Source organism: Nocardiopsis endophytica (genome assembly GCF_027706725.1).
Classification (GTDB): domain Bacteria; phylum Actinomycetota; class Actinomycetes; order Streptosporangiales; family Streptosporangiaceae; genus Nocardiopsis_A; species Nocardiopsis_A endophytica.
Genome location: NZ_JAQFWQ010000121.1, coordinates 1 through 20,354 on the forward strand (window position 1 = coordinate 1; position 20,354 = coordinate 20,354).

17 protein-coding genes and 2 tRNA genes are annotated in these 20,354 nt (G+C 74.5%); 12 read left to right on the forward strand and 7 right to left on the reverse strand.

Features of this window, described 5'->3' with window-relative positions; translation table 11 throughout:
- Positions 1-505: 505 nt before the first annotated feature.
- Positions 506-1,435 carry an adenosine deaminase gene (add, locus tag O4J56_RS27505; RefSeq protein ID WP_270689829.1) on the reverse strand — a complete coding sequence of 310 codons (930 nt, stop codon included), beginning with the start codon at positions 1,433-1,435 and terminating at the stop codon, positions 506-508.
- Positions 1,432-2,376 carry a nucleoside hydrolase gene (locus tag O4J56_RS27510; RefSeq protein WP_270689830.1) on the reverse strand — a complete coding sequence of 315 codons (945 nt, stop codon included), beginning with the start codon at positions 2,374-2,376 and terminating at the stop codon, positions 1,432-1,434. The genes add and O4J56_RS27510 overlap by 4 nt, the downstream gene beginning before the upstream one ends.
- Before the next feature lie 142 nt (positions 2,377-2,518).
- On the opposite strand from O4J56_RS27510, the gene O4J56_RS27515 reads away from it, so the two are divergent.
- The 3 genes from O4J56_RS27515 to O4J56_RS27525 all read left to right on the forward strand — a co-directional run bounded on the left by O4J56_RS27515 (position 2,519) and on the right by O4J56_RS27525 (position 6,684).
- Positions 2,519-3,514: a LacI family DNA-binding transcriptional regulator gene (locus O4J56_RS27515; protein ID WP_270689831.1), complete on the forward strand. Its 996-nt coding sequence runs from the start codon at positions 2,519-2,521 to the stop codon at positions 3,512-3,514.
- Positions 3,515-4,047: 533 nt separating this feature from the next.
- Positions 4,048-4,770 carry a type I-E CRISPR-associated protein Cas6/Cse3/CasE gene (gene cas6e, locus O4J56_RS27520; RefSeq protein ID WP_270689833.1) on the forward strand — a complete coding sequence of 241 codons (723 nt, stop codon included), beginning with the start codon at positions 4,048-4,050 and terminating at the stop codon, positions 4,768-4,770.
- A gap of 867 nt (positions 4,771-5,637) precedes the next feature.
- Positions 5,638-6,684, forward strand: coding sequence for a LacI family DNA-binding transcriptional regulator (locus O4J56_RS27525; RefSeq protein WP_270689835.1), 1,047 nt, complete (start codon positions 5,638-5,640; stop codon positions 6,682-6,684).
- Between the two features lie 119 nt (positions 6,685-6,803).
- Here O4J56_RS27525 and O4J56_RS27530 read toward each other — a convergent pair whose 3' ends face one another.
- Both O4J56_RS27530 and O4J56_RS27535 read right to left on the reverse strand, forming a co-directional pair.
- Positions 6,804-9,065, reverse strand: coding sequence for a serine/threonine-protein kinase (locus tag O4J56_RS27530; protein WP_270689836.1), 2,262 nt, complete (start codon positions 9,063-9,065; stop codon positions 6,804-6,806).
- A gap of 531 nt (positions 9,066-9,596) precedes the next feature.
- Positions 9,597-10,082, reverse strand: a complete 486-nt coding sequence (locus O4J56_RS27535; protein ID WP_270689838.1) for a DUF4231 domain-containing protein — start codon at positions 10,080-10,082, stop codon at positions 9,597-9,599.
- A gap of 326 nt (positions 10,083-10,408) precedes the next feature.
- Between O4J56_RS27535 and O4J56_RS27540 the strand changes: the two genes are divergently transcribed.
- Entirely contained in the window at positions 10,409-11,266 is an 858-nt protein-coding gene (locus O4J56_RS27540; protein WP_270689839.1) for an SDR family oxidoreductase, read from the forward strand.
- 331 nt (positions 11,267-11,597) lie between these two features.
- Here O4J56_RS27540 and ilvA read toward each other — a convergent pair whose 3' ends face one another.
- Positions 11,598-12,887: a threonine ammonia-lyase IlvA gene (gene ilvA / locus O4J56_RS27545; RefSeq protein ID WP_270689840.1), complete on the reverse strand. Its 1,290-nt coding sequence runs from the start codon at positions 12,885-12,887 to the stop codon at positions 11,598-11,600.
- 340 nt (positions 12,888-13,227) lie between these two features.
- On the opposite strand from ilvA, the gene O4J56_RS27550 reads away from it, so the two are divergent.
- The 5 genes from O4J56_RS27550 (at position 13,228) to O4J56_RS27570 (ending at position 16,373) form a co-directional block, all read left to right on the forward strand.
- Positions 13,228-13,932 carry a GntR family transcriptional regulator gene (locus O4J56_RS27550; RefSeq protein WP_270689842.1) on the forward strand — a complete coding sequence of 235 codons (705 nt, stop codon included), beginning with the start codon at positions 13,228-13,230 and terminating at the stop codon, positions 13,930-13,932.
- A 97-nt stretch (positions 13,933-14,029) separates the two neighbouring features.
- Positions 14,030-15,049, forward strand: coding sequence for a glutathione S-transferase family protein (locus O4J56_RS27555; RefSeq protein WP_270689844.1), 1,020 nt, complete (start codon positions 14,030-14,032; stop codon positions 15,047-15,049).
- 103 nt (positions 15,050-15,152) lie between these two features.
- Positions 15,153-15,226 (forward strand) — tRNA-Pro (locus tag O4J56_RS27560).
- 275 nt (positions 15,227-15,501) lie between these two features.
- Positions 15,502-15,882 carry a ribonuclease domain-containing protein gene (locus O4J56_RS27565; RefSeq protein WP_270689845.1) on the forward strand — a complete coding sequence of 127 codons (381 nt, stop codon included), beginning with the start codon at positions 15,502-15,504 and terminating at the stop codon, positions 15,880-15,882.
- A gap of 104 nt (positions 15,883-15,986) precedes the next feature.
- Positions 15,987-16,373, forward strand: coding sequence for a barstar family protein (locus O4J56_RS27570; RefSeq protein ID WP_270689846.1), 387 nt, complete (start codon positions 15,987-15,989; stop codon positions 16,371-16,373).
- 18 nt (positions 16,374-16,391) lie between these two features.
- On the opposite strand, the gene O4J56_RS27575 is transcribed toward O4J56_RS27570, so the two are convergent.
- The gene (locus O4J56_RS27575; protein ID WP_270689848.1) at positions 16,392-17,174 is read right to left on the reverse strand and encodes a helical backbone metal receptor; all 783 of its coding nucleotides are present in this window, start codon (positions 17,172-17,174) and stop codon (positions 16,392-16,394) included.
- A gap of 207 nt (positions 17,175-17,381) precedes the next feature.
- Between O4J56_RS27575 and O4J56_RS27580 the strand changes: the two genes are divergently transcribed.
- Entirely contained in the window at positions 17,382-18,389 is a 1,008-nt protein-coding gene (locus tag O4J56_RS27580; RefSeq protein ID WP_270689850.1) for a CobW family GTP-binding protein, read from the forward strand.
- A 147-nt stretch (positions 18,390-18,536) separates the two neighbouring features.
- Here O4J56_RS27580 and O4J56_RS27585 read toward each other — a convergent pair.
- A tRNA-Pro gene (locus O4J56_RS27585) sits at positions 18,537-18,610 on the reverse strand.
- 168 nt (positions 18,611-18,778) lie between these two features.
- Here O4J56_RS27585 and O4J56_RS27590 point away from each other — a divergent pair.
- Positions 18,779-19,126 carry a hypothetical protein gene (locus O4J56_RS27590; RefSeq protein ID WP_270689852.1) on the forward strand — a complete coding sequence of 116 codons (348 nt, stop codon included), beginning with the start codon at positions 18,779-18,781 and terminating at the stop codon, positions 19,124-19,126.
- A 331-nt stretch (positions 19,127-19,457) separates the two neighbouring features.
- A complete protein-coding gene (locus O4J56_RS27595) occupies positions 19,458-20,291 on the forward strand; it encodes an aldo/keto reductase (protein ID WP_270689854.1) in 834 nt (277 codons plus the stop codon).
- Positions 20,292-20,354: the final 63 nt, after the last annotated feature.

Below are 20,354 nucleotides of genomic sequence, written 5' to 3' on the forward strand. Positions count from 1 at the left end.
CTGCGTCGTGAAATCGACGCTTTTTGGCTGATCAGGCGTCGATTTCACCACCCAAGATGCCCCAGGGCCGCCCGAGGCACCCGGTTCGAGAGCGGCCCCGCGGACGGCAGGCAGGGCCGGGGAACCGCTCGGCTGCTGCCGTCGCCGCCCTCACCAGCGACCACGCACACGCGCCGCGGCCGACGACGCTGCAGCGAGGGCCGCCCACCTGTCCTCGTCGCCGCCCTCAACGCCGCACCCCGGCAGCCCACCGCCCGGCCGGGTTGCGTGAGCGGGGGACCTGCTCAGCCGCCCGCCCACCTGCACCGCGAGTAGCCCGCCACCCGGCAGGCAGGGCCGGGGAACCGCTTCGCTCGCTCCGTCGCCGCCCATCACGGCGACCCCGCACACTCCGTGTGATCATCAGCGCTGACCAAGGGCCGCCGACCTTCCTCTTCGTCGCCGCTTCTCTGCCGGGGAACGGCGCACCCAAGGTTCCCGGGCGTCTGGGCGCCCCACCGGGGCGTCAGCCGGTGAACGTGCCGGTGCGGGCGTGTTCGTGGCAGTGCTCCTCTTCTTCCGCGCCCCAGCCGAATTCCTCGCGTAGTTCCCGGAACTCCCTGTCGAGGCTGGTCGCCGACGTCGTGCGGGCGTCGGTGGACACCGTCACGGCGAACCCCTCGGACAGGAGGCGGTCGGCCGGGTGCGCAGACCGGTGGGCCACCGCGCCCGTCTGCACGTTGCTCACCGGGCACATCTCCAGCGTCACCGAGTCCGCCTTCAGGCGGTCGAGCAGCGCGCGCTCCTCGACCGATCGGACCCCGTGCCCGATCCTCCGTGCGCCGAGTACCTCCAGCGCCTCCCACACGCTCTCCGGGCCCGCGGCCTCTCCGGCGTGCACGGTCACCGGGAGCGACGCGGCGTGCGCCGCATCGAACGCGGCGCGGTGCGGTGCCCCCGGGCGGCTCTCGTCCCCGGCCAGGTCCAGGCCGGACACGGTGCCCATGTGCCGCACGGCCGCGTCGGCGACCTCTTCGCTGACCTCGGGGGACTGGTGGCGCAGGCAGCACAGCAGGAGGCCGGTGGCCACGCCCGTCGCCGCGGCGCCCTCCTCAAGTCCGCGTGCGACGGCCGCGACCGCGCCGTCCATGTCCATGCCCCTGCGCGTGTGCAGCTGAGGGGCGAAGCGCACCTCCCCGAGGGCGACGCCGTCGGTGTGCCAGTCCTCGACCAGCTCACGGGCGGCTCGGCGAAGTGCCCCCGGCGTCTGCAGCACCTCCAGCACCGGGTCGATGTAGGAGATGTAGGCCATCAGGTCGCCACAGTCGCGGGGTGCGGTGACCAGCGACCCGACCGGCCGGTCGAATCCGACGCCCTGCTCGCGGGCCAGCTCCGCGACGGTGGCCGGCCGCACCGACCCGTCCAGGTGGCAGTGGAGCTCGACGCGGCCGGTCACGCGCGACCACCTCCGCCCAGTGTGTCCATGAGCAGGTTCTTGAAGCCGTCCTCGTCCACGCGGCGCACCAGGGCCAGGTTCGGTGCCTCGGCGACGCCCCGGCGGTCGGGGCTGGTCTGGCCGCGCGTTCCGGGGTCGAGGCTCACCCGCACGTGCGCCTCCTCGGACTCGGTGACCAGGCCGGGCCGGAGCGCGACGGCCATGGCGACCGGGTCGGGCAGGTCGTACCCGGCCAGCCCGGTGACCTCCGAGGCCCACCGGGCGACCTTCCGGTTGATCTCGTGGGCGAAGGCGGCGACGGGAGTCCCGAGGCCCCGCAGCCGCTCCTGGTCGGCGGGGGTGATCACGGCGTCCTTCCGGGAGACGTCCCAGCCGACCCAGGTCACCCGGTCGGGGGTCGCGGCCTCGGCCACGATCTGCGCGGCCTCGGGGTCGGCCCAGGCGTTGAACTCGGCGGTGGCGCTGATGTTGCCCACCATGTCCGGGGCGCCGATCATGCACACGACCTGCCGGAACCGGGTGAGCAGCGACCGGTCGCGCAGGAGCGCGGCGGCGATGTTGGTCAGCGGCCCCAGGGTGACGAGGGTGAGCTCCCCGGGCCGGCGCCGGGGCAGGTCGAGGATGGCGTCCACCGCGTGTCCGCCGCTCGGGGCGGCGGCCGGGTCGGGCAGCCCGATGTCGCCCATGCCGTCCTCGCCGTGCACCTCCTGGCCGGTGTGCAGGGGGCGGAGGATCGGCCGGTCGCACCCCTCGTGCACCGGCACGGTCCCGGCGCCGGCGCGTTCGAGGCTGATCAGGGCGTTGCGGGTGGCCAGCGGGAGCGGGACGTTCCCGGCCACGGTGGTGACGGCGCTGATGCGCACCGACGGGTCGAGCGCGGCGAGCAGCAGGGCCACCGCGTCGTCGGAGCCGGTGTCGGTGTCGACGAGCAGGTCGGGCATGCGGCCTCCGATTCGTCTTCGAAGGGAATCTAAACGATTAGATCGGCCTCGCTACGATGAACCGCGTGCACCGGCGGTGTCAAGGCCGGGGTGCGGCGGGCGGGCGCGCGGGGCGCCGCCCGGGGAGGAAGGGACGGCGCGCATGGCGGTGACCATGGCCGACGTGGCCCACAGGGCGGGGACCTCGGTCGCGGTGGTCAGCTACGTCGTCAACGGCGGCCCCCGGCCGGTCGCGCCGCACACCCGGGAGCGGGTGCTCGCCGCCGCCGCCGAGCTGGGCTACCGCCGCAACCGGGTGGCGGCGGCGCTGCGCTCGGGCTCCTCCGGGGTGGTCGGGGTCGTGCTGCCGGACGCCGCCAACCCCTATTTCGCCGCGCTCGGCCGGGCCCTGGAAGGGGCGCTGTCCCGGTCGGGGCGGCTCACCGTCGTCGCCACCACCGGCTACGACACCGACCGGCAGGCGGAGGCCGTCGACCGCATCCTGGCCGCGCAGCCCGACGGGCTCGTCGTCGCCTCCGCCGACGGGGCCGACGACCCGGCGCCTGCGGCCGCCGAGGCCGGGGTGCCGGTGGTCGCGGTCCACCACCGCCCCGAGGGCGCACGGGCGGCCCTGGTCGCCGCCGACGACCGCGCGGCGGTGCGCACCGTCCTGGAGCACCTGCGCGGGCACGGCCATGAGCGCATCGCCTTCCTGGCGGGCCCAGCCGACGATGGGCCGGTCGCCGAGCGGATGCGGGCCTGGCGCGACTCGCCCGCCGCGGGGGAGTTGTTGCGCTGCGGATACGCGCGCGCCTCGGCGGCGCGCCTGACCGCCGGTCTGGCGGCGCGGGGGGAGCTGCCGCGCGCGCTGCTGGTCGCCACCGACGAACAGGCGGTCGGTGTGCTCGCCGCGGCGAGTGCCGCAGGGGTCGCGGTGCCCGAGCGGATGGCGGTGGCGGCCTGCGACGGGACACCGGACGCGGCGTTCACCGTGCCGTCGCTGACCGCGGTGGAGCAGCCGTTCGAAGAGGTCGCCGAACAGGCGGTGGCGGTCCTCCTCGGCGGAGAGGAGCCGACGGAACGGCCGCAGGGCCGCCTGATCCCCCGCCGGAGCTGCGGGTGCCCCGCCCCGGGCTTCGCCGATGCGCCGGAGGAGTGAAGGGGCGGCCGCCTCGGGCGCGGGGCACGCCTTGAATCGGTGGACCCGCTGCCTTCTGGCCCGATGACCTCCCGGTCGCCGCTGAGGGCGACCGCTACTCCCGATCTCCGGGGTTGCTCCGCTTCGGTTCAGCGTTGCGATCCTCGGTCGCCCGTCGGGGGAACGGCCAGCGAGCCGTCGCTCGGCGCGGCACCATCGTCGGACGCTACGCCGCGGCCACGTAGAGCCGCTCCAGTCGGCCATCGCTCTGGGTCGTATCGGGTCCCGCGGGCGGTGCACTCATGCGTGCGTCCTTCGGCCTTGCGGAGTACCCGTCTCCGGCAGGCCGTGTCCTCAACCGGCCAGCGTCGGTGCTGCGCCGTGGTGGCCCGATGCTGAGCGTTAGTATCGCTCCCCGTGCCGTCCGACGACGGCCGGGGCCGCGCGGGCGGCCGAACGGCGGTTCCACTGGGCGGCCGGTGGCGATCGGGCCGCGCGGTCCGCACGTCGGCGCACCCGTCGGCCGCCGTCGGTGAGATGACTGGAGCGGATCGTTGTTCCTGAGCCGGGTCCCCGTCAACGAGATGTCGCGCGCCTTCCGCCGCGACTACGCCGATGTCCACGACATGCACCGGACACTGATGAGCGTCTTCGACGAGGCCGACGTGGACGCGGGCGCGCGCCGCCACCACGGCCTGCTCTGGCGCATGGACGAGGACGGTCCCGCCCGCTCCCTGCTCGTGCAGAGCCGTGTGCGCCCCGACTGGACCCGCCTGCCGCACGGCTACGCCTCAGGGCGCATCAAGGTGACGTGCCTGCAGCCGGCACTGGCGGCGGCGGAGGCGGGCCGGCGCCTGGCCTTCCGTCTGGTCGCCAACCCCACCCGCAGCACCCCGCCGGTCGGCGGCGCGCCGGGCGGCCGGGGGCGCGGGCGGCGGCGGCCGATCCACGAGCCGAAGGAGCAGGTGGCCTGGTTGGTCCGCCAAGGGGAGCGGCTCGGATTCGTGATCCCCGCCGCCCCCGACGGCACCCCGGACGTGGCCGTCGAGGCGCGCCCCGCGCTGGTCGGCAGGAAGGCGGACCAGCGCTCCACGGCGCGCCGCGACTCCCGCCTGAAGATCTCGATCCTCCCCGCGGGCTTCACCGGACGGCTGATCGTCACCGACCCCGAGGCGTTCGCCGGTGCGGTCAAGGAGGGCATCGGCAGGGCGAAGGCGTACGGGTGCGGGCTGATGAGCCTGGAGCCTGAACTCCCTGCGGTCCGGCACGCGTCCTGAGCCCGGAGGGGCCACGGGGGTGAGGCGCCGCGGAGGTGGGGCGCACGGGCTTGGCGCGGCCGCGCTGCACGCCGGGGACGAGCACGGACGCACACGGGCGCGACGGGTGCGGAGGCACGCGGGATGCGGCCGGGACGACCGGAGCGGGGAGGGCGGGGACGCCCTGGGGAACGGCGCCCCCGCCCCGGGTACACCCCGCAAGGTCGGCGTCGGCGGCGGGAGCGGTGGACCCGCCCCGCGGCGGCGTCGGCCAAGAGGGCCCGTGGCCATGCCGCGCCGCCCGCACCATCGGGCGGGACCGACGGCGGACACCGCGCCGGGTGGCGCGGCCGCGGCGACGACCGTGCGCACGCTCCCGTGGGACGCTCCGGGGGATCGGGGACCGTGCCGCCAGGCCTGTAGGGGGGAGTCGGCCGTCGTCGGCGCGGCCACCGAGAGGTCCCGGTGGGAGGCACAGATGCATGCTGTCACGCGCCGGGGGCCCACGAAGGGTGTTTCCGTGAATTGGCCGCAAGGCGGGCCGGAGGTCCCGGCCTGACGGAACGCCTGTCCCGAACCGGACTCCTCTGCTCCGCCGCTCCGTGCGTCGTCGATGGGCCGCCTCGGTAGGGTGGGTGGGGCCGCGCGGCGGGGAGGGCCGAGTGCGGGCCGGGGACGGAGAAAAACGTTTCAATCTCGTTTCTGTCGGGCGGCAGGGCGCGCGTACGGCCACGAGCTGGGGAGTAAGGGCTCTCGGTTTGGCGGCATGCATCCATCGCCCTCTCGAACGCCGCTCCCACCGCATCGCCATTGACACGTTTCAATGCCGCCTGAAAGGATGAAGGGGCACACTCGCGACCTCTGGCCGTGACTCCTGGAAGGGCAGCGGTGGAACCGAGCGAACGCGCCGACCGGCCCGTCGGCATCAACGACGTCGCGGCCCGCGCGGGCGTGTCCGCCGGGACCGTCTCGAACGTGCTCAACCGCCCCGAGCGCGTCTCCGAGGCGACCCGCCGCCGGGTGGAGCGCGCCATCGAGGAGCTCGACTACGTGCGCAACTCCTCCGGGCGCAACCTGCGCTCGGGACGCAGCGACTCGATCGGCCTCGTCGTCCTCGACGTCACCAACCCGTTCTTCACCGAGGTCGCCCAGGGGGTCGAGGACGTCGCCGCCGAGGACGGCCTGGCCGTCGTACTGCTGAACTCGGCCGAGCGCGGCGACCGGCAGCGGCGCTCCGCCCGCCTGCTGGCCGAGCAGCGGGCCGCCGGAGCCGTGGTCATGCCCGTCGACGGTGACACCGCCGACCTGCTGTGGCTGCGCAAGCAGGGCGTGAGCGGGGTCCTTCTGGACCGTGGCGACGTCGGCCCCGAGGTCGCGTGCAGCGTGTCGGTGGACAACCTCGCCGGCGGGGCCGCGGCGGCGCGCCACCTGATCGGCCTGGGCCACGAGCGCATCACCTTCCTCAGCGGCCCCGAGGGGCTGGAGCAGTGCCGTACCCGGCTCCAGGGGCTGCGCGAGGGCCTGGCCGAGGTGGGCCTCGACCCGGAGGCGGCGGTACGCGTCGTGCACACGGCCCAGCTCAACGCCGAGTCCGGGGAGAAGGCGGTGGAGGAGGTCCTGGCAGGTGGGCCGGGGCGGCGTCCGACGGCCGTCTTCTGCGCCAACGACCAGCTCGCCCTCGGTGTCCTGAAGGGGCTGGGGGAGCGCGGCCTGAGCGCGCCGAGCGACCTGTCGGTGGTCGGGTACGACGATGTGGCGACCGCGTCCCTGGTGCACCCGGGGCTGACGACGGTGGCCCAGCCCAAGTACGAACTGGGCTGCGCGGCGATGCGCCTGCTCCTCGGGGAGCTGAACGACCCCGACCACACGCATGAGCGGGTGCGCTACACCCCGGAACTCGTGGTGCGCGGCTCCACCGCGGTCAACCGGCGCTGAACCGCGCCCGAAGGGCGGCGCGACGCCCGGCCGGGGCACCGGACCTGCACGGAACCGGCACGGCTCCTGCCCTGGCAGGGCACCTGCGCCGTCGTGGCGCAGAACCGACCGTCACGGCGTCAGGCCTCGGTGAAGCGGACGACCGACTCTCCGACCTCGTACTCATCCAAGGGCGATGCCGCATCGGGGTTCTGCCGGGTCGTCTCGCACGACATCGGCAGCAACTCGTCGCCCGGCCCGCCTTCGGGGGCGTGCGGCGTCAGCTGCTCGCACGAGTGCCCGTCCAAGTACAGGCGCTGCAGCCCGGTCCCGGCCCACCCGGTCATGACCTCGCCCTCACCCGAGGCGAACCTCTCGGCGAGGTCCACCGCCTCCTTGCACCCCATCTCCCACGACACGGCGTGCACGTTCCAGTCGCTCCCGCCCATGGAGACCTGGCCGCACGCGGGCGTGTACATGAGCGCGTCGTAGGGGATCTCGAAGATCTGGGTCTCCGGAGCGAAGATGGCGCCCTCCGGCTCCCCGACCGAAGGGGCCTCGTCGACGGAGGTAAAGTCCACGGTCGTCGTCCAGTCGGGCGATGTATAGGCGAGCCGCAGCGGCACCCCCTCCCCGTCCAGGTTCAGTTCTCCGCGCGCGTCCGTCGGCTCACCGTCGGGGCCGTCGATCGTGAAAGTCCCGGTCAGGCGGGTCACCTGGGCGCCGCCCACCTCGGTCTCGACGCCTTCCAGGTCCTCGGCCCCCGCGAGCGCCTCCACGGCGCCGAGCACCGCGTCCCGGCTGTAGGCGTCGGTGGTGAACCGGTCCGCCTCGGCGTACCACCCCACCGGGTCGTCGATGACGGCCTCACGCGGGGCGTAGGCGAGGACGCGGCCCCCGGTGTTGGCGACGGTCTCGCCGCCCTGCTCGGGCGGGACGCGGTAGACCAGCACGTCCTGCGGGTCGGTGGCGTAGAGCAGCTCGGCGGTGAAGGGCTCGCCGCCTCCGGTGCCCCCGTCCGCCGGCTCGCGCACCAGGCTCGCGGTGAACCCGGCGCCGTCCTCCAACAGCGCGGCCGCCTGCCCGGCCAGCTCCGCGCGCTGGGTGGCGGCATAGGACTCGTAGCCGAAGTAGCCGCCGACCCCGGCGGTACCCGCCGCGATGACGGCGGCGGAGGCGATGGCGATGCCCTTGGCGCCGAGCAGCGCCGAGCCGCCCCCGGTCGCCGCGGCCCCGCCGAGTCCGCCCCCGGCGCCCGCGCCGATCGCCCCGCTCCCGGCCCCCGCGGCGGCCGCTCCGCTCCCGGCCGCTCCCGACCCGGCGGCGGAGGCGGCTCCGCCGCCTGCCACGCCTGCGCCCGCGGCCCCGGCGCCCGCACCGATGCCGGAGGTGGCGGTGGCAGCGGCGGCGGCGCCCGCCACGGCCGTCCCCACGGCCATCCAGGCCTCGGGGCTGTGCCCGGCGGCGTCGAACCCGCGCCAGACGGAGGCGAGGGCCGAACGCAGGCGCGTGCGCGGCGACGTGCCCGCCTCCGCCCGGGCCGGCTCGGCGCCCGCGGACGTGGTCTCACCGGCCCCCTCGGGCGCGGCCGCCTCCAGGGCGGCGGCGAAGCAGTCGAGCGCGCTCGGGCGCCGACCGGGGTCGGGATCCAGGGCCGCCGTGACGATGCCGAGGATTTCCTCCGGCACCCCTTCCAGGTCGTGCTCGCCCGCGCGCGTGCGGGCGAGCACCGTGTCCACCTCGCCGCCGCCGAACGGCGGCCGCCCCGTGGCGGCGAAGGCGACCATGGCTCCCCAGGCGAACACGTCGACGGCCGGGGACGGGGGCGCTCCTCCGAGGCGCTCCGGCGCCAGATACCCCGGGGTCCCTTCGATCCTCTCGGGGCCGGGCCGCCCCGCCGCGCGGGCGATGCCGAAGTCCAGCACCCGGGGGCCGGTGGGGGAGAGCACCACGTTCCCCGGCTTGATGTCACAGTGGACGACGCCCAGCCGGTGCAGCGCCTCCAGGGCCTCGGCGGTCCCGGCCGCGAAGGCGGCGAGTACCGGGGGCTCCAATGGGCCCGATTCCCGCACCCGGGCGCGCAGCGTGCGTCCGGGGACGAACTCGATCGCCAGCCACGGCGGCTCGGCCGAGGGGTCGGCTCCCAGGAAGGCGGGCGCGCACTCGGCGTCCAGGCCGCGCATCAGGTCGGCCTCGCGGGCGAACGCGGCGCGGTACTCGGGGGCCGACGCGTGGCGCGGGTGGACCACCTTCACCGCCACGCACCGGTGCGCGGCGTCGAGCGCCCCGTACACCGCGCCCATGCCGCCGGAGCCGAGCCTGCCGATCAGGCGGAACGGTCCGATCGCCCGGGGGTCGCCCGGTTCCAGCGCGGCCAGTTCGGGGGGAAGGGGGATGTCCACGGCGCTCCTGTCCGGCTTCGGGGTGTCGCGCCCCAATGATGCCGGTTCCCCGGGCCCATCGTGATCCGGCCCCGCCCGGGGCCGCGTCCCTTGGGGGGACCACCGGTGGCCTGTGGCCCGGATCGCCGTTGATCTCGAGGAAGTCGGGGTTGAAACGGGCGCGATGAGCCCGGGTTTCCCGAGATCAACAACAACGCCCCCGCAACGCCGCTCCCTCGTTGATCTCGGGAGAAACGACCCTAAAACCGCGCCGGTAGCGCCGTTTTTCCCGAGATCATCGCCGATCCCCTCGCCGACAGCCCGGTATGCCCGGTATGCGCCGCCCGGGAGGCCCCCTCCGTGTTGATCTCGGGGAACTCGGGGTTGAACCGGACACGATAAGCCCGACTTCCCCGAGATCAACAACAATGCGCCCCCGCGCCGCCATCCCCGCGTTGATCTCGGGAGAAACGACGCGAGAACGGCGGCTGTAGCGTCGTTTCTCCCGAGATCAACGACCGGGGGCGCCGGGCCGATGGCGCCGTCCGGGGGTCATTCCGGAGGTCCGGCCTTCTCGGCCGGGCGGCCGGGGAACTCCACGAGGGAGAAGAACTTCTCGGTCTCGGCGCCCCTGATGGCGCGGTACCGCTCGAAGAGCGACCGGTGGGCCTCCGCGGCGCGGGCGTCCCGCTCGGGGCCGTCCGCCCCCGGGCCGGCGGCCGTGAGCGACCACTCCAGGTGCGCGTCCTCCAGGTCCAGCTGGGCGCCGCGCAGGAGCTGCCACTGGCGGTCCCATCGGAAGAAGGCGTGCAGGCTCGCCGACAGCGACATCGCCACGCCGGCCACCGACACCGCGGCGGCCTTGTAGGGGTAGTCGGCGATGGCGAACAGCGGCATCGCGGCCCCGAGCAGGATGAGCGCGGTCCCCGAGAGCCGGAACAGGAGCAGGGCTCGGTCGGCGCGGCGCCGGTACTCGTCCCGCAGGCGCAGGACGGCGGCCGGGACGTCGCCGGGCAGGTCGTCGGCGGGCCGGTTCACGAGGGGTGTGCCGCGGGGCGGCGGGGAGCCGGACCGGCGCCCGTGCGGGGGCGGGTGCGGGGCGTGCGGAGCGGGGGGTGGGGCAACGCGCCTCCTCGGTCGGCCGGTCGGGCTGGGAGCGGTTGCGCCCAAGATAGCCCGCGCACGCGGGATCCAGCAGGGCCGCAGGTGATTCGGGGGCCATCGGCACCCGCCCGAGGCACTTACCTGAGCATCAGTACTTACTTTAAAGTGAGTACCAGAGATTCGGAATGTGCAGGAACGGGCGGCCGTTGGAGGGGCTGACGGCCGGGACGCGCCCGGCCGCGACCGAGAGAGGACCGCCCATGTCCGTCGTCGTCACCGGTGCCACCGGCCAGTTCGGCCGCATCGCCGTCGAAGTACTGCTCGACCGGGGCCTGCCGGCCGGATCCGTCACCGCCACGGGCCGCGACCCCGAGCGGCTGTCGGACCTGGCCGAGCGCGGGGTCCGCACGGCGCGCGCCGACTACGGCGACCCCGCCTCCCTCAAGGCGGCCTTCGCCGGAGCCGACGTGCTGCTGCTGGTCTCCGGAAGCGAGGTCGGCCAGAGGGAGGACCAGCACCGCAACGCCGTCGAGGCCGCGGCCGAGGCCGGGGTCGGCCACATCGTCTACACCAGCGCGCCCAGGGCGACCGACACGACGCTGGTGCTGGCCCCCGAGCACGCGGCCACCGAGAAGATCATCGCCGCGTCCGGCCTGACCTCCACGATCCTGCGCAACGGCTGGTACAACGAGAACTTCCTCCCGCAGCTGGAGGAGGCCCGCGCGACGGGCCGGATCGTCGGCAGCGCGGGGGAGGGGCTCACGGCGAGCGCCGCGCGGCGGGACTTCGCTGAGGCGGCCGCCGCGGTCCTCCTGGAGCCCGAGGCCCATGCGGGCGCCGTGTACGAGCTCTCGGGCGACTCGGCGTGGACCCGGGCGGACCTGGCCCGGGCCCTGTCCGAGGTGCTGGGCCGGGAGGTCGTCTACCAGGACGTGAGCACGGAGGACCACGCCGCCGCGCTGGAGCGGGCGGGGCTGGACGCGGGCACGGCCGGGTTCGTGGCGGCCCTGGACACCAACACGCGCGACGGCGAGCTCGGGGAGGTCACCGACACCCTGTCGCGGCTGATCGGGCGTCCGACCACGCCGATCGCCGAGACGCTGCGCGCCCACGCGTGAGGCCGGGGCCGCCCCGGGCGTGTCCTCCGCACGGGCGGCCTCGGTCCTGCCGAACCCGGTCCGGCGGCGCGTCCGCCGGACCGGGTCGGGCCGAGCCGTGCCGGGGGACACCTTCCGTACCTTCGCCGGGCGGCGGAATGGCAGGTGAACCGGTCGCTGCACATCGCGCAGGCCCCGTCGGCCGAGTCCGAGGCAGACTCCTCCAAGCGCAAACCAGTGCGAACCAGCGCAAGGAGGCCTCAGCAGCGGCCGGAGCGCTGTTTCCGAGCCGCCGGTGGACCCGAAACGGAGTAGGGCGCGAGAGGGCGGGGACGCCTCAGACGCGGATGCCTCAGACCAGGAAGCCGAACAGCGGGCTGTCCGGTGACACCCGCTCGATGCGCAGGGGCGCGGCCTCCATCCGCTTCAGCAGCGGGTCCAGGTTCTCCGGCGCCCCCAGCTCGACGCCCACCAGCGCCGGGCCGGTCTCGCGGTTGTTGCGCTTGATGTACTCGAACCGCGTGATGTCGTCGTCGGGCCCCAGCACATCGTCGAGGAACCGGCGCAGCGCCCCCGGCTCCTGCGGGAACTCCACCAGGAAGTAGTGCTTGCGGCCCTGGTGGATCAGGGCCCGCTCCACGATCTCGGCGTACCGGCTCACGTCGTTGTTGCCGCCCGAGAGCACGCACACCACCGTCGCCCCCTGCGGCAGGTCCGCCGCCGCGGCCGCGGGGCCCAGGGCCGCCGGGGCCAGCGCCCCCGCGGGCTCGCTGATGATCCCGTCGGTCTGGTAGAGGTCCAGCATCTCCACACAGATCCGGCCCTCCGGTACGGCGGCCGTGTGCGGCGCCCCGGCCGCCGCGATCGCGTGGGTCAGCGACCCCACCTTGCGCACCGCCGCCCCGTCCACGAACGGGTCGATGTGCTCCAGCTCCACCGGCCGGCCCGCCTCCAGCGCGGCGGCCATGCTCGCCGCGCCCAGCGGCTCGGCCCCGACCACCGGCACCTCCGGGTGGGCCTCGCGCAGCCACGCCAGGGTGCCCGCCAGCAGGCCGCCGCCGCCCACCGGCACCACCACGGCGTCGGGGGCGCCCCCCAGCTGCTCGACGGCCTCACGGATCACGGTCCCCTGGCCGGCGACCGTGCGCGGGTCGTCGAAGGCCGGGAGCGGCGTCATGCCGAGCTCTTCGGCGTCGGCGCGCGCCGCGGCCGCCGCGTCGTCGTAGGTCTCCCCGGTGACGATGGGCTCCACGAAGGACCCGCCCAGGGCCGCGACGCGGTCGCGCTTCTGGCGCGGGGTCGTGCGCGGCAGGTACACCCGTGCCCGGATGCCCAGCGAGGCGCAGGCGAACGCCACCCCCTGGGCGTGGTTGCCCGCGCTCGCGCAGACCACGCCGCGTCTGCGCTGCTCCTCGTCGAGCAAGCGCGCGAAGTTGAGCGCGCCGCGTCCCTTGTAGGAGCGCATCGGGGTGAGGTCTTCGCGCTTGAGGCGGACGTCGAGCCCGTACTGGACCGACAGGCGCTCGCTGCGCTGCAGGGGCGTGGGCGGGATGACGCCGGAGATCCTCGAGGCGGCCGCGGCCACGTCGGCCGCGGTCACCGTGGCGGAGGCCGTGCGCTCGTCCGTGCCGTTCTCGGTCAACGCGATCCTTCTTTCCACTGGGCGGGGTCGCAACCGACCGTACAGCGGCGCGCACCGTGGCGCGGGCGGACCCGGGGAGAGTCGCGCCCCCGACCGGGTCGGCGTCCGGTTCGCGGAACGGCCCGGAGCCGATACGGGGAGTGTGCGGCGTTTTGCGCTGAGCCCGGAAAACCGCTTCGATGGGACGCCCCCGCGATCGTTCAATGGGAATCGGCGGGGTCCGGTGCGGGCGGTCCCCGTGGGCCGGGGCATGCACCGGGCACCGTACGGCGCCGCGCACGGCCCTGGAACGCGGATGTCGGGTCGTTAACATTGCGACAAGGGAGAGGGGCGGTCGTTCATGGCTGAACAGGGCAAGGTGGCCCCCGCCAGACGGCGGGGACTGGCCGGTGAGGTCGCCGACCGCATTCGGGAGGCGATCTTCAACGGCGCCTATGCCCCCGGCGCGCAGCTGCGCGAGGTGGAGCTGTCCACGGCGCTGGACGTCAGCCGCGGGCCGGTGCGCGAGGCGCTGCTGCTCCTCGAACGCGAAGGGCTCGTGCACAGCGCCTGGCACCGCGGCGTGACCGTCACCGAGCTGGCCCCCGGCGACGTCGCCGAGCTGGACACCCTGCGCGACGCCCTCGACGGCCTCGCCGTGCGCACCGTCGTCGCCGACGCCGCGGAGGAGGACCTGGACGCGGTCGAGGCGGCCGCGGAACGCATGGCACGGGCCGAGGACGGCCACACCATGGTGCGGTGCGACATCGCCTTCCACGACGCCGTGTACGCCGCCTCCGGCCACCGGCGGCTCCAAGAGGCCTGGCGGGCCATCCGCTCCCAGGTGCACCTGTTCCTGCTCACGCGGATCGGCCGGGACACCGACGGCTACCTGGCGCACATCCCCGGGGAGCACAGGGAACTGGCCGCGGCGCTGCGCGCGCGGGACGCCGGGCGCGCGCTGGAGCTGTTCGCCGCGCACCGGCGCATCGCCTTCGACGTGGTCACGCGCTCGGGGGACGGGCAGCCGCCGGCGGTGGACGGCGCCCGGGCCTCGGAGCGCTGACGACGCGCGCGCCGCTCGGCCGCCCTGGTCCGACCCCTGAGTCCCCGCCCTCCCTAGGATTCGGGGGAGAGTGCGTGTCGGCAGTCGAGGAGGCGCCATGCGGGCGAACAGGGTCCCGACCGAGGAGATCAAGCGCGAACCGGCGGCCTTCGCCGACCGGGTCACCGCCGACGGGCGGTTCGGGAGGGCCGCCGAGCCCGGCCGGTACCGCCTGGTGATCAGCAGGGCGTGCCCGTGGGCGCACCGCGTCGTCATGGTCCGCAGGCTGATGGGCCTGGAGGACGCGGTCTCCCTCGCCGTCGCCGACCCCGTCCAGGAGATCATCGAGGGCGACCCGCACTGGGTGTTCACCGAGGAGACGGGCAGCCCCGGCGGCCGCGACCCGGTGCTGGGCATCCACGCGCTGCGCGAGGCCTACCTGGCCGCCGACCCGGGCTACGGCGGCGGGGTGAGCGTGCCCGCCCTGGTCGACACCGGGAACGGGCACGTGGTGTCCAACGACTACGACCGGCTCTCGATCGACATGGCCGCGGAGTGGGGGCCGCTGGCCCGCCCCGGGGCGCCCGACCTGTACCCCGAGGGACTGCGGGACGAGATCGAGGAGGTCGGGGAGGGCGTCTACAACGACGTCAACAACGGCGTGTACCGCACCGGGTTCGCCCCCGACCAGGAGCGCTACGACGCGGCGGTCGCCCGCCTGTTCGCGCGCCTGGACGGGCTGGAGGAGCGGCTGAGCACGCGGCGCTACCTGGTCGGCGACCACATCACCCTGGCCGATGTGCGCCTGTGGTCGACGCTGCTCCGCTTCGACGCGGCCTACCACGGCCTGTTCAAGTGCAATGTGCGCAAGATCAGCGAATACCCGGCGCTGTGGGGGTACGCGCGCGACCTGTTCCAGACGCCGGGGTTCGGCGACACCGCGAACCTGGACCACATCCGGACGCACTACTACCGGGTGATGACGGGCATCAACCCGACCGGCGTCATCGCGGCGGGCCCGGATCCGCGGGGCTGGCTGACCCCGCACCACAGGGAGGAGCTGGGAGGCACCCCCTTCGGTGAGGGGACGGCGCCGGGGCCTGTCCCCGAGGGGGAGCGGGTCCCGCCCATCGGCTGAGACGGTCGGGGCGGCCGTGCGATGTGCCGACGGGCCGGAGATGCGATACGCTTCCCATCGCCCCAAGGGCACCGGCCGGAGAGCCGGACCGCCGCGGGGGCACCGGGACGTAGCGCAGTTTGGCAGCGCACTTGACTGGGGGTCAAGGGGTCGTGGGTTCAAATCCCGCCGTCCCGACAGGCGAAGGGCGCTCACATAGGTGAGCGCCCTTTTTCGTGCCTACAAGGGGTTTCCGGCGCAGGTCGTCGCCCTGCAGCCGGCACCGCCCGGCGGCGGCGCCGGGGATGTCCCGCGCGCGCAGGACGGGCGCGGGCCCAGGCCCTGAGCGCGGCCGGCGGCAGGGATGATCCGGAGCGTCCGGCCGTCCGCCGGGTGACGGCGCGTTCACGCTATGGAGAATTCAAGCCGACGGCCGTTGACGCACCGCGGGTCCGGACCGCTCAATGGTGTGCATGCGAATCTCCCCGCTGTTTTCGCGTACCGGTACCGCAGCCGTCCTCATGGCGGCGTTCTTCGTCGGCGGTGCGACCGCCCCGGCCGCGGCCGACGTCGGTGACGTCTGCTACACGGCCCTGCCCCCCGAGGCCCACGACACCCTCGACCTGATCGAGGCCGGCGGCCCCTTCCCCTACCCGCAGGACGGATCGACCTTCTACAACCGGGAAGGCCTCCTCCCGGACCAGGAGACGGGCTACTACCGCGAGTACACCGTCGAGACGCCCGGCTCGGACGACCGCGGCGCCCGCCGCATCGTCACCGGCGACTCCTACCAGGAGGACTACTACACCGCCGACCACTACGCCTCGTTCCGCCTGGTCGACTACGGCTGCTGACCCGCCGGGGCACGGCCGCCCGGGCGTCGCCCGCGGGGCCGTGCCCCCGACGGAACACCCCTGAGAATCCCCACCGACCAGGAAAGGCCGGGTACCCTCCGCACATGACGGCGACCTACGTGATCGAGGGCCGCGAGGTGACCAGCCTCGACCGCTTCTGGCAGGTGATCGGCGAAGCCGTGAACGGCCCGGGCGGCTACTTCGGCACGAACCTGGACGCGTTCGCCGACTGTCTGCGCGGAGGGTACGGCACCCCGCCCGACGGCGACTTCGTCATCGAGTGGCGGGACCACGAGGCGTCCCGCCGCGCGCTGGGGCACGACGAGACCGTCCGCCGCCTCGACGAGCGCCTGCAGAGGGTCCACCCCTCCAACCGGCCCTCGGTGCAGGCCGAACGCGACCGCGCGGCGGCGGGGGAGGGGCCCACCGTGTTCGACTGGCTGGTGGACATCATCGAGTCCCAGGCCCCCGGGCGGCTCCGGCTCGACTAGCCGCGGGAACCCCGCCCGCTATACGGCGCCGCGCCCCTCGAATCCCAGCTCGCCCCGGAGGCGGGGCAGCGCGACGGTGAGGGACGGCCCGTACCAGGTGAGCAGTCGGCCGGTCACCAGTCGCGCGTTCTCCCCGAACTCCTCCGGGCCGTCGTCGGCCGAGAACGGATAGGGCTCGTCCGGCAGCACGACCAGGTCGGCTCCGGAGCCGCGGATCTCGTCGAGCCCCATGTGCGGGTACCGGTCGGCATGCTCCTGGAACACGTTGGCGGCCCCGGCGTACCGCAGCACCTCCGAGGCGAAGTTGCTCCGCCCGACGACCATCCAGGGGTCGCGCCAGACGCACACCGCCGCGCGCGCGAGGGGCGGGGGCGGCGGTGCGGCGAAGGCCGCGCGGGCGCCCTCCCACCACTCGGGCACCGGGACGTCCAGGGCCTCTTCGAACAGGCGGCGCATGGAGCGCAGCGCCTGTTCGACGCCTTCGATGACGGTGACCCACACGGGGACGCCCGCCTCCCGCAGCCGCCGCACGTCCAGCTCGCGGTTCTCCTCCTTGTTGGCGATGACGAGGTCGGGCGCCAGCTCCCGGATGCGGCGCACGTCCGGGTTCTTCGTCCCCCGCACGCGTTCGGCCTCAAGGCCCGCCGGGTGCGTGCACCACTGCGTAGCACCGACCAGCGTGCCGGGCGCCGTCGCCGCGACGGCCTCGGTCAAGGAGGGCACCAGGGACACCACCCGGCGCACGGGACGGCGCAGGGCGACGGGCGCCCCGGTGTCGTCGTGCGGTTCGCTGGTGTTCACGATCCCTCCTCAGGACGACGAGGCTCCGGCGCCGTGCGGCGGCGCCCGACGGCAATCCTGCCGACCGCACCGGAGAGGTCCGCCCCCTCCCCGCACCGAGGCCCAGATCACGCTCCGTCCCTCCGGATCGTGCGACAGGCCGGGCGGAGGCCGTAAGACAATCGTGGCACCGACCCACCCAACGGACGATGCGAGAGGCGTGACGGCATGCGGCAGCTCCCCGTCATCGCGCTGACCGGACACCTCGGCGCGGGCAAGACGACCCTCCTCAACCGGCTCCTGCGCGCCCCCGGGGCGCGGCTCGGCGTGGTCGTCAACGACTTCGGCTCCATCAACGTCGACGCGGGGCTGGTCACCGGCCAGGTCGACGAGGCCGAGGCGATCAGCGGCGGCTGCGTGTGCTGCCTGCCCGACGCGGGCGGCCTGGACGAGGCGCTGGAGAAGCTCGCCCAGCCCCGGCTGCGCCTGGACGCGGTGATCGTCGAGGCCAGCGGTGTGGCCGACCCGTCCTCGCTGGCGCGGCTGATCCGCTTCAGCGAGGTCAAGGGCGTGCGGTCCGGCGGGGTCGTCGACGTGGTCGACGCCGGGGCCCACTTCGAGACCGTCGACACCGGGGTCCTGCCGCCGGAGCGGTACGCGGGGGCGACCCTGGTCGTCATCAACAAGATCGACCGGGTCTCCGAGCCGGAGCGGGACGCGGTGCGGGCGCGCATCACCGAGCGGATCAAGGAGCGCAACCCGCGGGCGCACGTCGTGGCCGCCGAGCACGGGCGCATCGACCCGGCCCTGGTGTTCGACGCGGCGGCGGAGGAGGCGGCCCAGCCCGAGCTCCCCTTCGCCGAGGCGGACGGGGAGGACCACGCCCCGCACGTGCACGCCGACGGTGTGACCGTCCCGGCGGAGGCCCCGGCCGACCCGGGGCGCCTGGTCGACCTGCTGGAGGACCCGCCGGAGGGGGTCTACCGGCTGAAGGGCGCGGTCACGGTGGCGGCGGGACGGGGGACGCGCCGGTTCGCGGTGAACATGGTCGGGCGGCAGCTCCACGTCGCCTCACACGCCCAGGGAGGCGGCAGGGACGGCCTGGTGGCCATCGGCATGCACCTGGACACCGCTGAGGTACGGCGCCGACTGAAGGAGGCACTGAGCCCCGCAGAGGAGGGGGCGGAAGGCGACGGCCTCCGCCGCCTGACCCGCCTGCGCAGGTTGAGCGAGTGACCGCCTGGCCGCGCCGTGCGTGGCCCGGGGGGCACGATCCGTGGCAGGGGTGTCCGAGTCGCCGGCGCTCGGCCTCCCCGGCCGCCACCGGGCCCGGAGAACCGAAAAGGGGGACCCACTCGGTGCGGATCCCCCTCAAGGGCTGTGTCGGGACGGCGGGATTTGAACCCACGACCCCTTGACCCCCAGTCAAGTGCGCTGCCAAACTGCGCTACGTCCCGTGTCCTGCCGCTGGGCCCGGACTCCGTGCCCCCGGCGACGGATGAAACTCTATCGCACTCGCGCCCGTGGTCGGGACAGGTTTCCCGGCGTGCGGGCGATCCCGGGACTTTCGTCGCTCTGCGTGTATGTGCTGGTGACAACCGGCGATCCGTGATGCACCATGAACCATGGAGCACAGACAGGCCGAGCAGGCAGGACGCCGGGTTCCGCCCGAGGTCGTCGACGTGGTCGGGCGCATGGCGGGGCTCGTCCCCGGGCAGGCCCGCGCGATCGGGGTCGTCGCCCGCACCTTCCATCCCGCCGAGCTCGAGACACGGGGCCAGAGGGAGACCGCCGACGCGGCCGCCCGAACCGCCGTCGCCGAGGAGATCGAGGAGCGCTGGCCCGGCGCCCCCTACGTGGTGCGCCACGGCCCCGCCGAGGACTTCCCGGGGGTCGTTCCCGAGGCCGCCCACGGGGACGAGGTCGTCATCGGCATCGTCTACCGGGTCGGTCCGCCCCCGGCCGGGGAGTGAGCCGGGGCCTCAAGGGCGTGCGGGGCGCCGGACCCTCGGGGGAGTGGACGCTGCGGTCCCTGGCGCTGAGGGGCGCTCCGCGTGAACGGCTACGGCTGGCCCCTGAGGCGGCCGATCGTGCCCCGGCAGCGCCGTTCGGAGTGTGTTCGCGCACGTCCGCTTGCGGTCGGCGCCTCGGTGCCGCATGCTCGGGCGGCGGGCCCGGTCCGGCGGACCGGGTATGAGGGGAAGCGGGAGTGGCGCTGGGCACAGCGCGCCTCCCGTCGGAATGGTCCTCCGCGGCCCGGGGTTCAGGTGCGGAGGACGCGATCGACCGCAACGGGGGAGAGACATGTTCGAGGTGCCTGAGGTCACCCTCAACAACGGCGTGCGCATGCCGCAGCTGGGCTTCGGGGTCTGGCAGGTGGGCTCGGCGGAGGCGACCGACGTCGTCGGCACCGCACTGCAGGCTGGATACCGCAGCATCGACACCGCCGCCGCCTACGGCAACGAGGAGGGCGTCGGCGAGGCGGTCCGCCGTTCCGGCATCGCGCGCGACGACCTGTTCATCACGTCGAAGCTGTGGAACAGCGACCAGGGGTACGACGCGACGCTGAGGGCGTTCGACGCCTCGATGCAGCGCCTCGGCCTGGAGCAGCTGGACCTGTACCTGATCCACTGGCCGCTTCCCGCCCGGGACGCCTACGTCAGCACGTGGAAGGCGCTGGAGCGGCTCTACGCCGACGGGCGCGTGCGCGCCATCGGCGTCTCCAACTTCCAGACGGCCCATCTCGAGCGGGTGATGGACGAGGGCGGCATCACGCCCATGGTCAACCAGATCGAGCTGCACCCCAGACTCGTCCAGGAGGAGCTGCGCCGGTTCGACGCCCGGCACGGCATCGCCACCGAGGCGTGGAGTCCGCTGGGGCAGGGCAACCTGCTGCAGGACCCGGTCATCGTGAAGATCGCGGAGGCCTACGGCAAGTCCCCGGCGCAGGTGATCATCCGCTGGCACCTGCAGCTCGGCAACGTGGTGATCCCCAAGTCGGCGACCCCGGAGCGGATCCGCGCCAACATCGACGTCTTCGACTTCGAGCTGTCCAGCGGCGACGTGGAGGCGGTCACCGGCCTCAACGCCGACCAGCGCTTCGGCCCCGCCCCGGACACCTTCGACGTCGCGGACTGACATGCGCTGACGTGCGCCGGACAACGCCACGTGGCGGTGGGCGGCTCCCCGGGACCGGGGAAC

What these genes read in the sequence shown, in the direction of transcription:
- O4J56_RS27580 (WP_270689850.1), top strand. Translation starts at nt 17,382, where the DNA reads ATGCGGCAGCTCCCCGTCATCGCGCTGACCGGACACCTCGGCGCGGGC.
- O4J56_RS27515 (WP_270689831.1), top strand. Translation starts at nt 2,519, where the DNA reads ATGGCGGTGACCATGGCCGACGTGGCCCACAGGGCGGGGACCTCGGTC.
- O4J56_RS27510 (WP_270689830.1), bottom strand. Translation starts at nt 2,376, where the DNA reads ATGCCCGACCTGCTCGTCGACACCGACACCGGCTCCGACGACGCGGTG.
- O4J56_RS27565 (WP_270689845.1), top strand. Translation starts at nt 15,502, where the DNA reads ATGCGAATCTCCCCGCTGTTTTCGCGTACCGGTACCGCAGCCGTCCTC.
- O4J56_RS27540 (WP_270689839.1), top strand. Translation starts at nt 10,409, where the DNA reads ATGTCCGTCGTCGTCACCGGTGCCACCGGCCAGTTCGGCCGCATCGCC.
- O4J56_RS27590 (WP_270689852.1), top strand. Translation starts at nt 18,779, where the DNA reads ATGGAGCACAGACAGGCCGAGCAGGCAGGACGCCGGGTTCCGCCCGAG.
- O4J56_RS27550 (WP_270689842.1), top strand. Translation starts at nt 13,228, where the DNA reads ATGGCTGAACAGGGCAAGGTGGCCCCCGCCAGACGGCGGGGACTGGCC.
- O4J56_RS27570 (WP_270689846.1), top strand. Translation starts at nt 15,987, where the DNA reads ATGACGGCGACCTACGTGATCGAGGGCCGCGAGGTGACCAGCCTCGAC.
- O4J56_RS27555 (WP_270689844.1), top strand. Translation starts at nt 14,030, where the DNA reads ATGCGGGCGAACAGGGTCCCGACCGAGGAGATCAAGCGCGAACCGGCG.
- O4J56_RS27595 (WP_270689854.1), top strand. Translation starts at nt 19,458, where the DNA reads ATGTTCGAGGTGCCTGAGGTCACCCTCAACAACGGCGTGCGCATGCCG.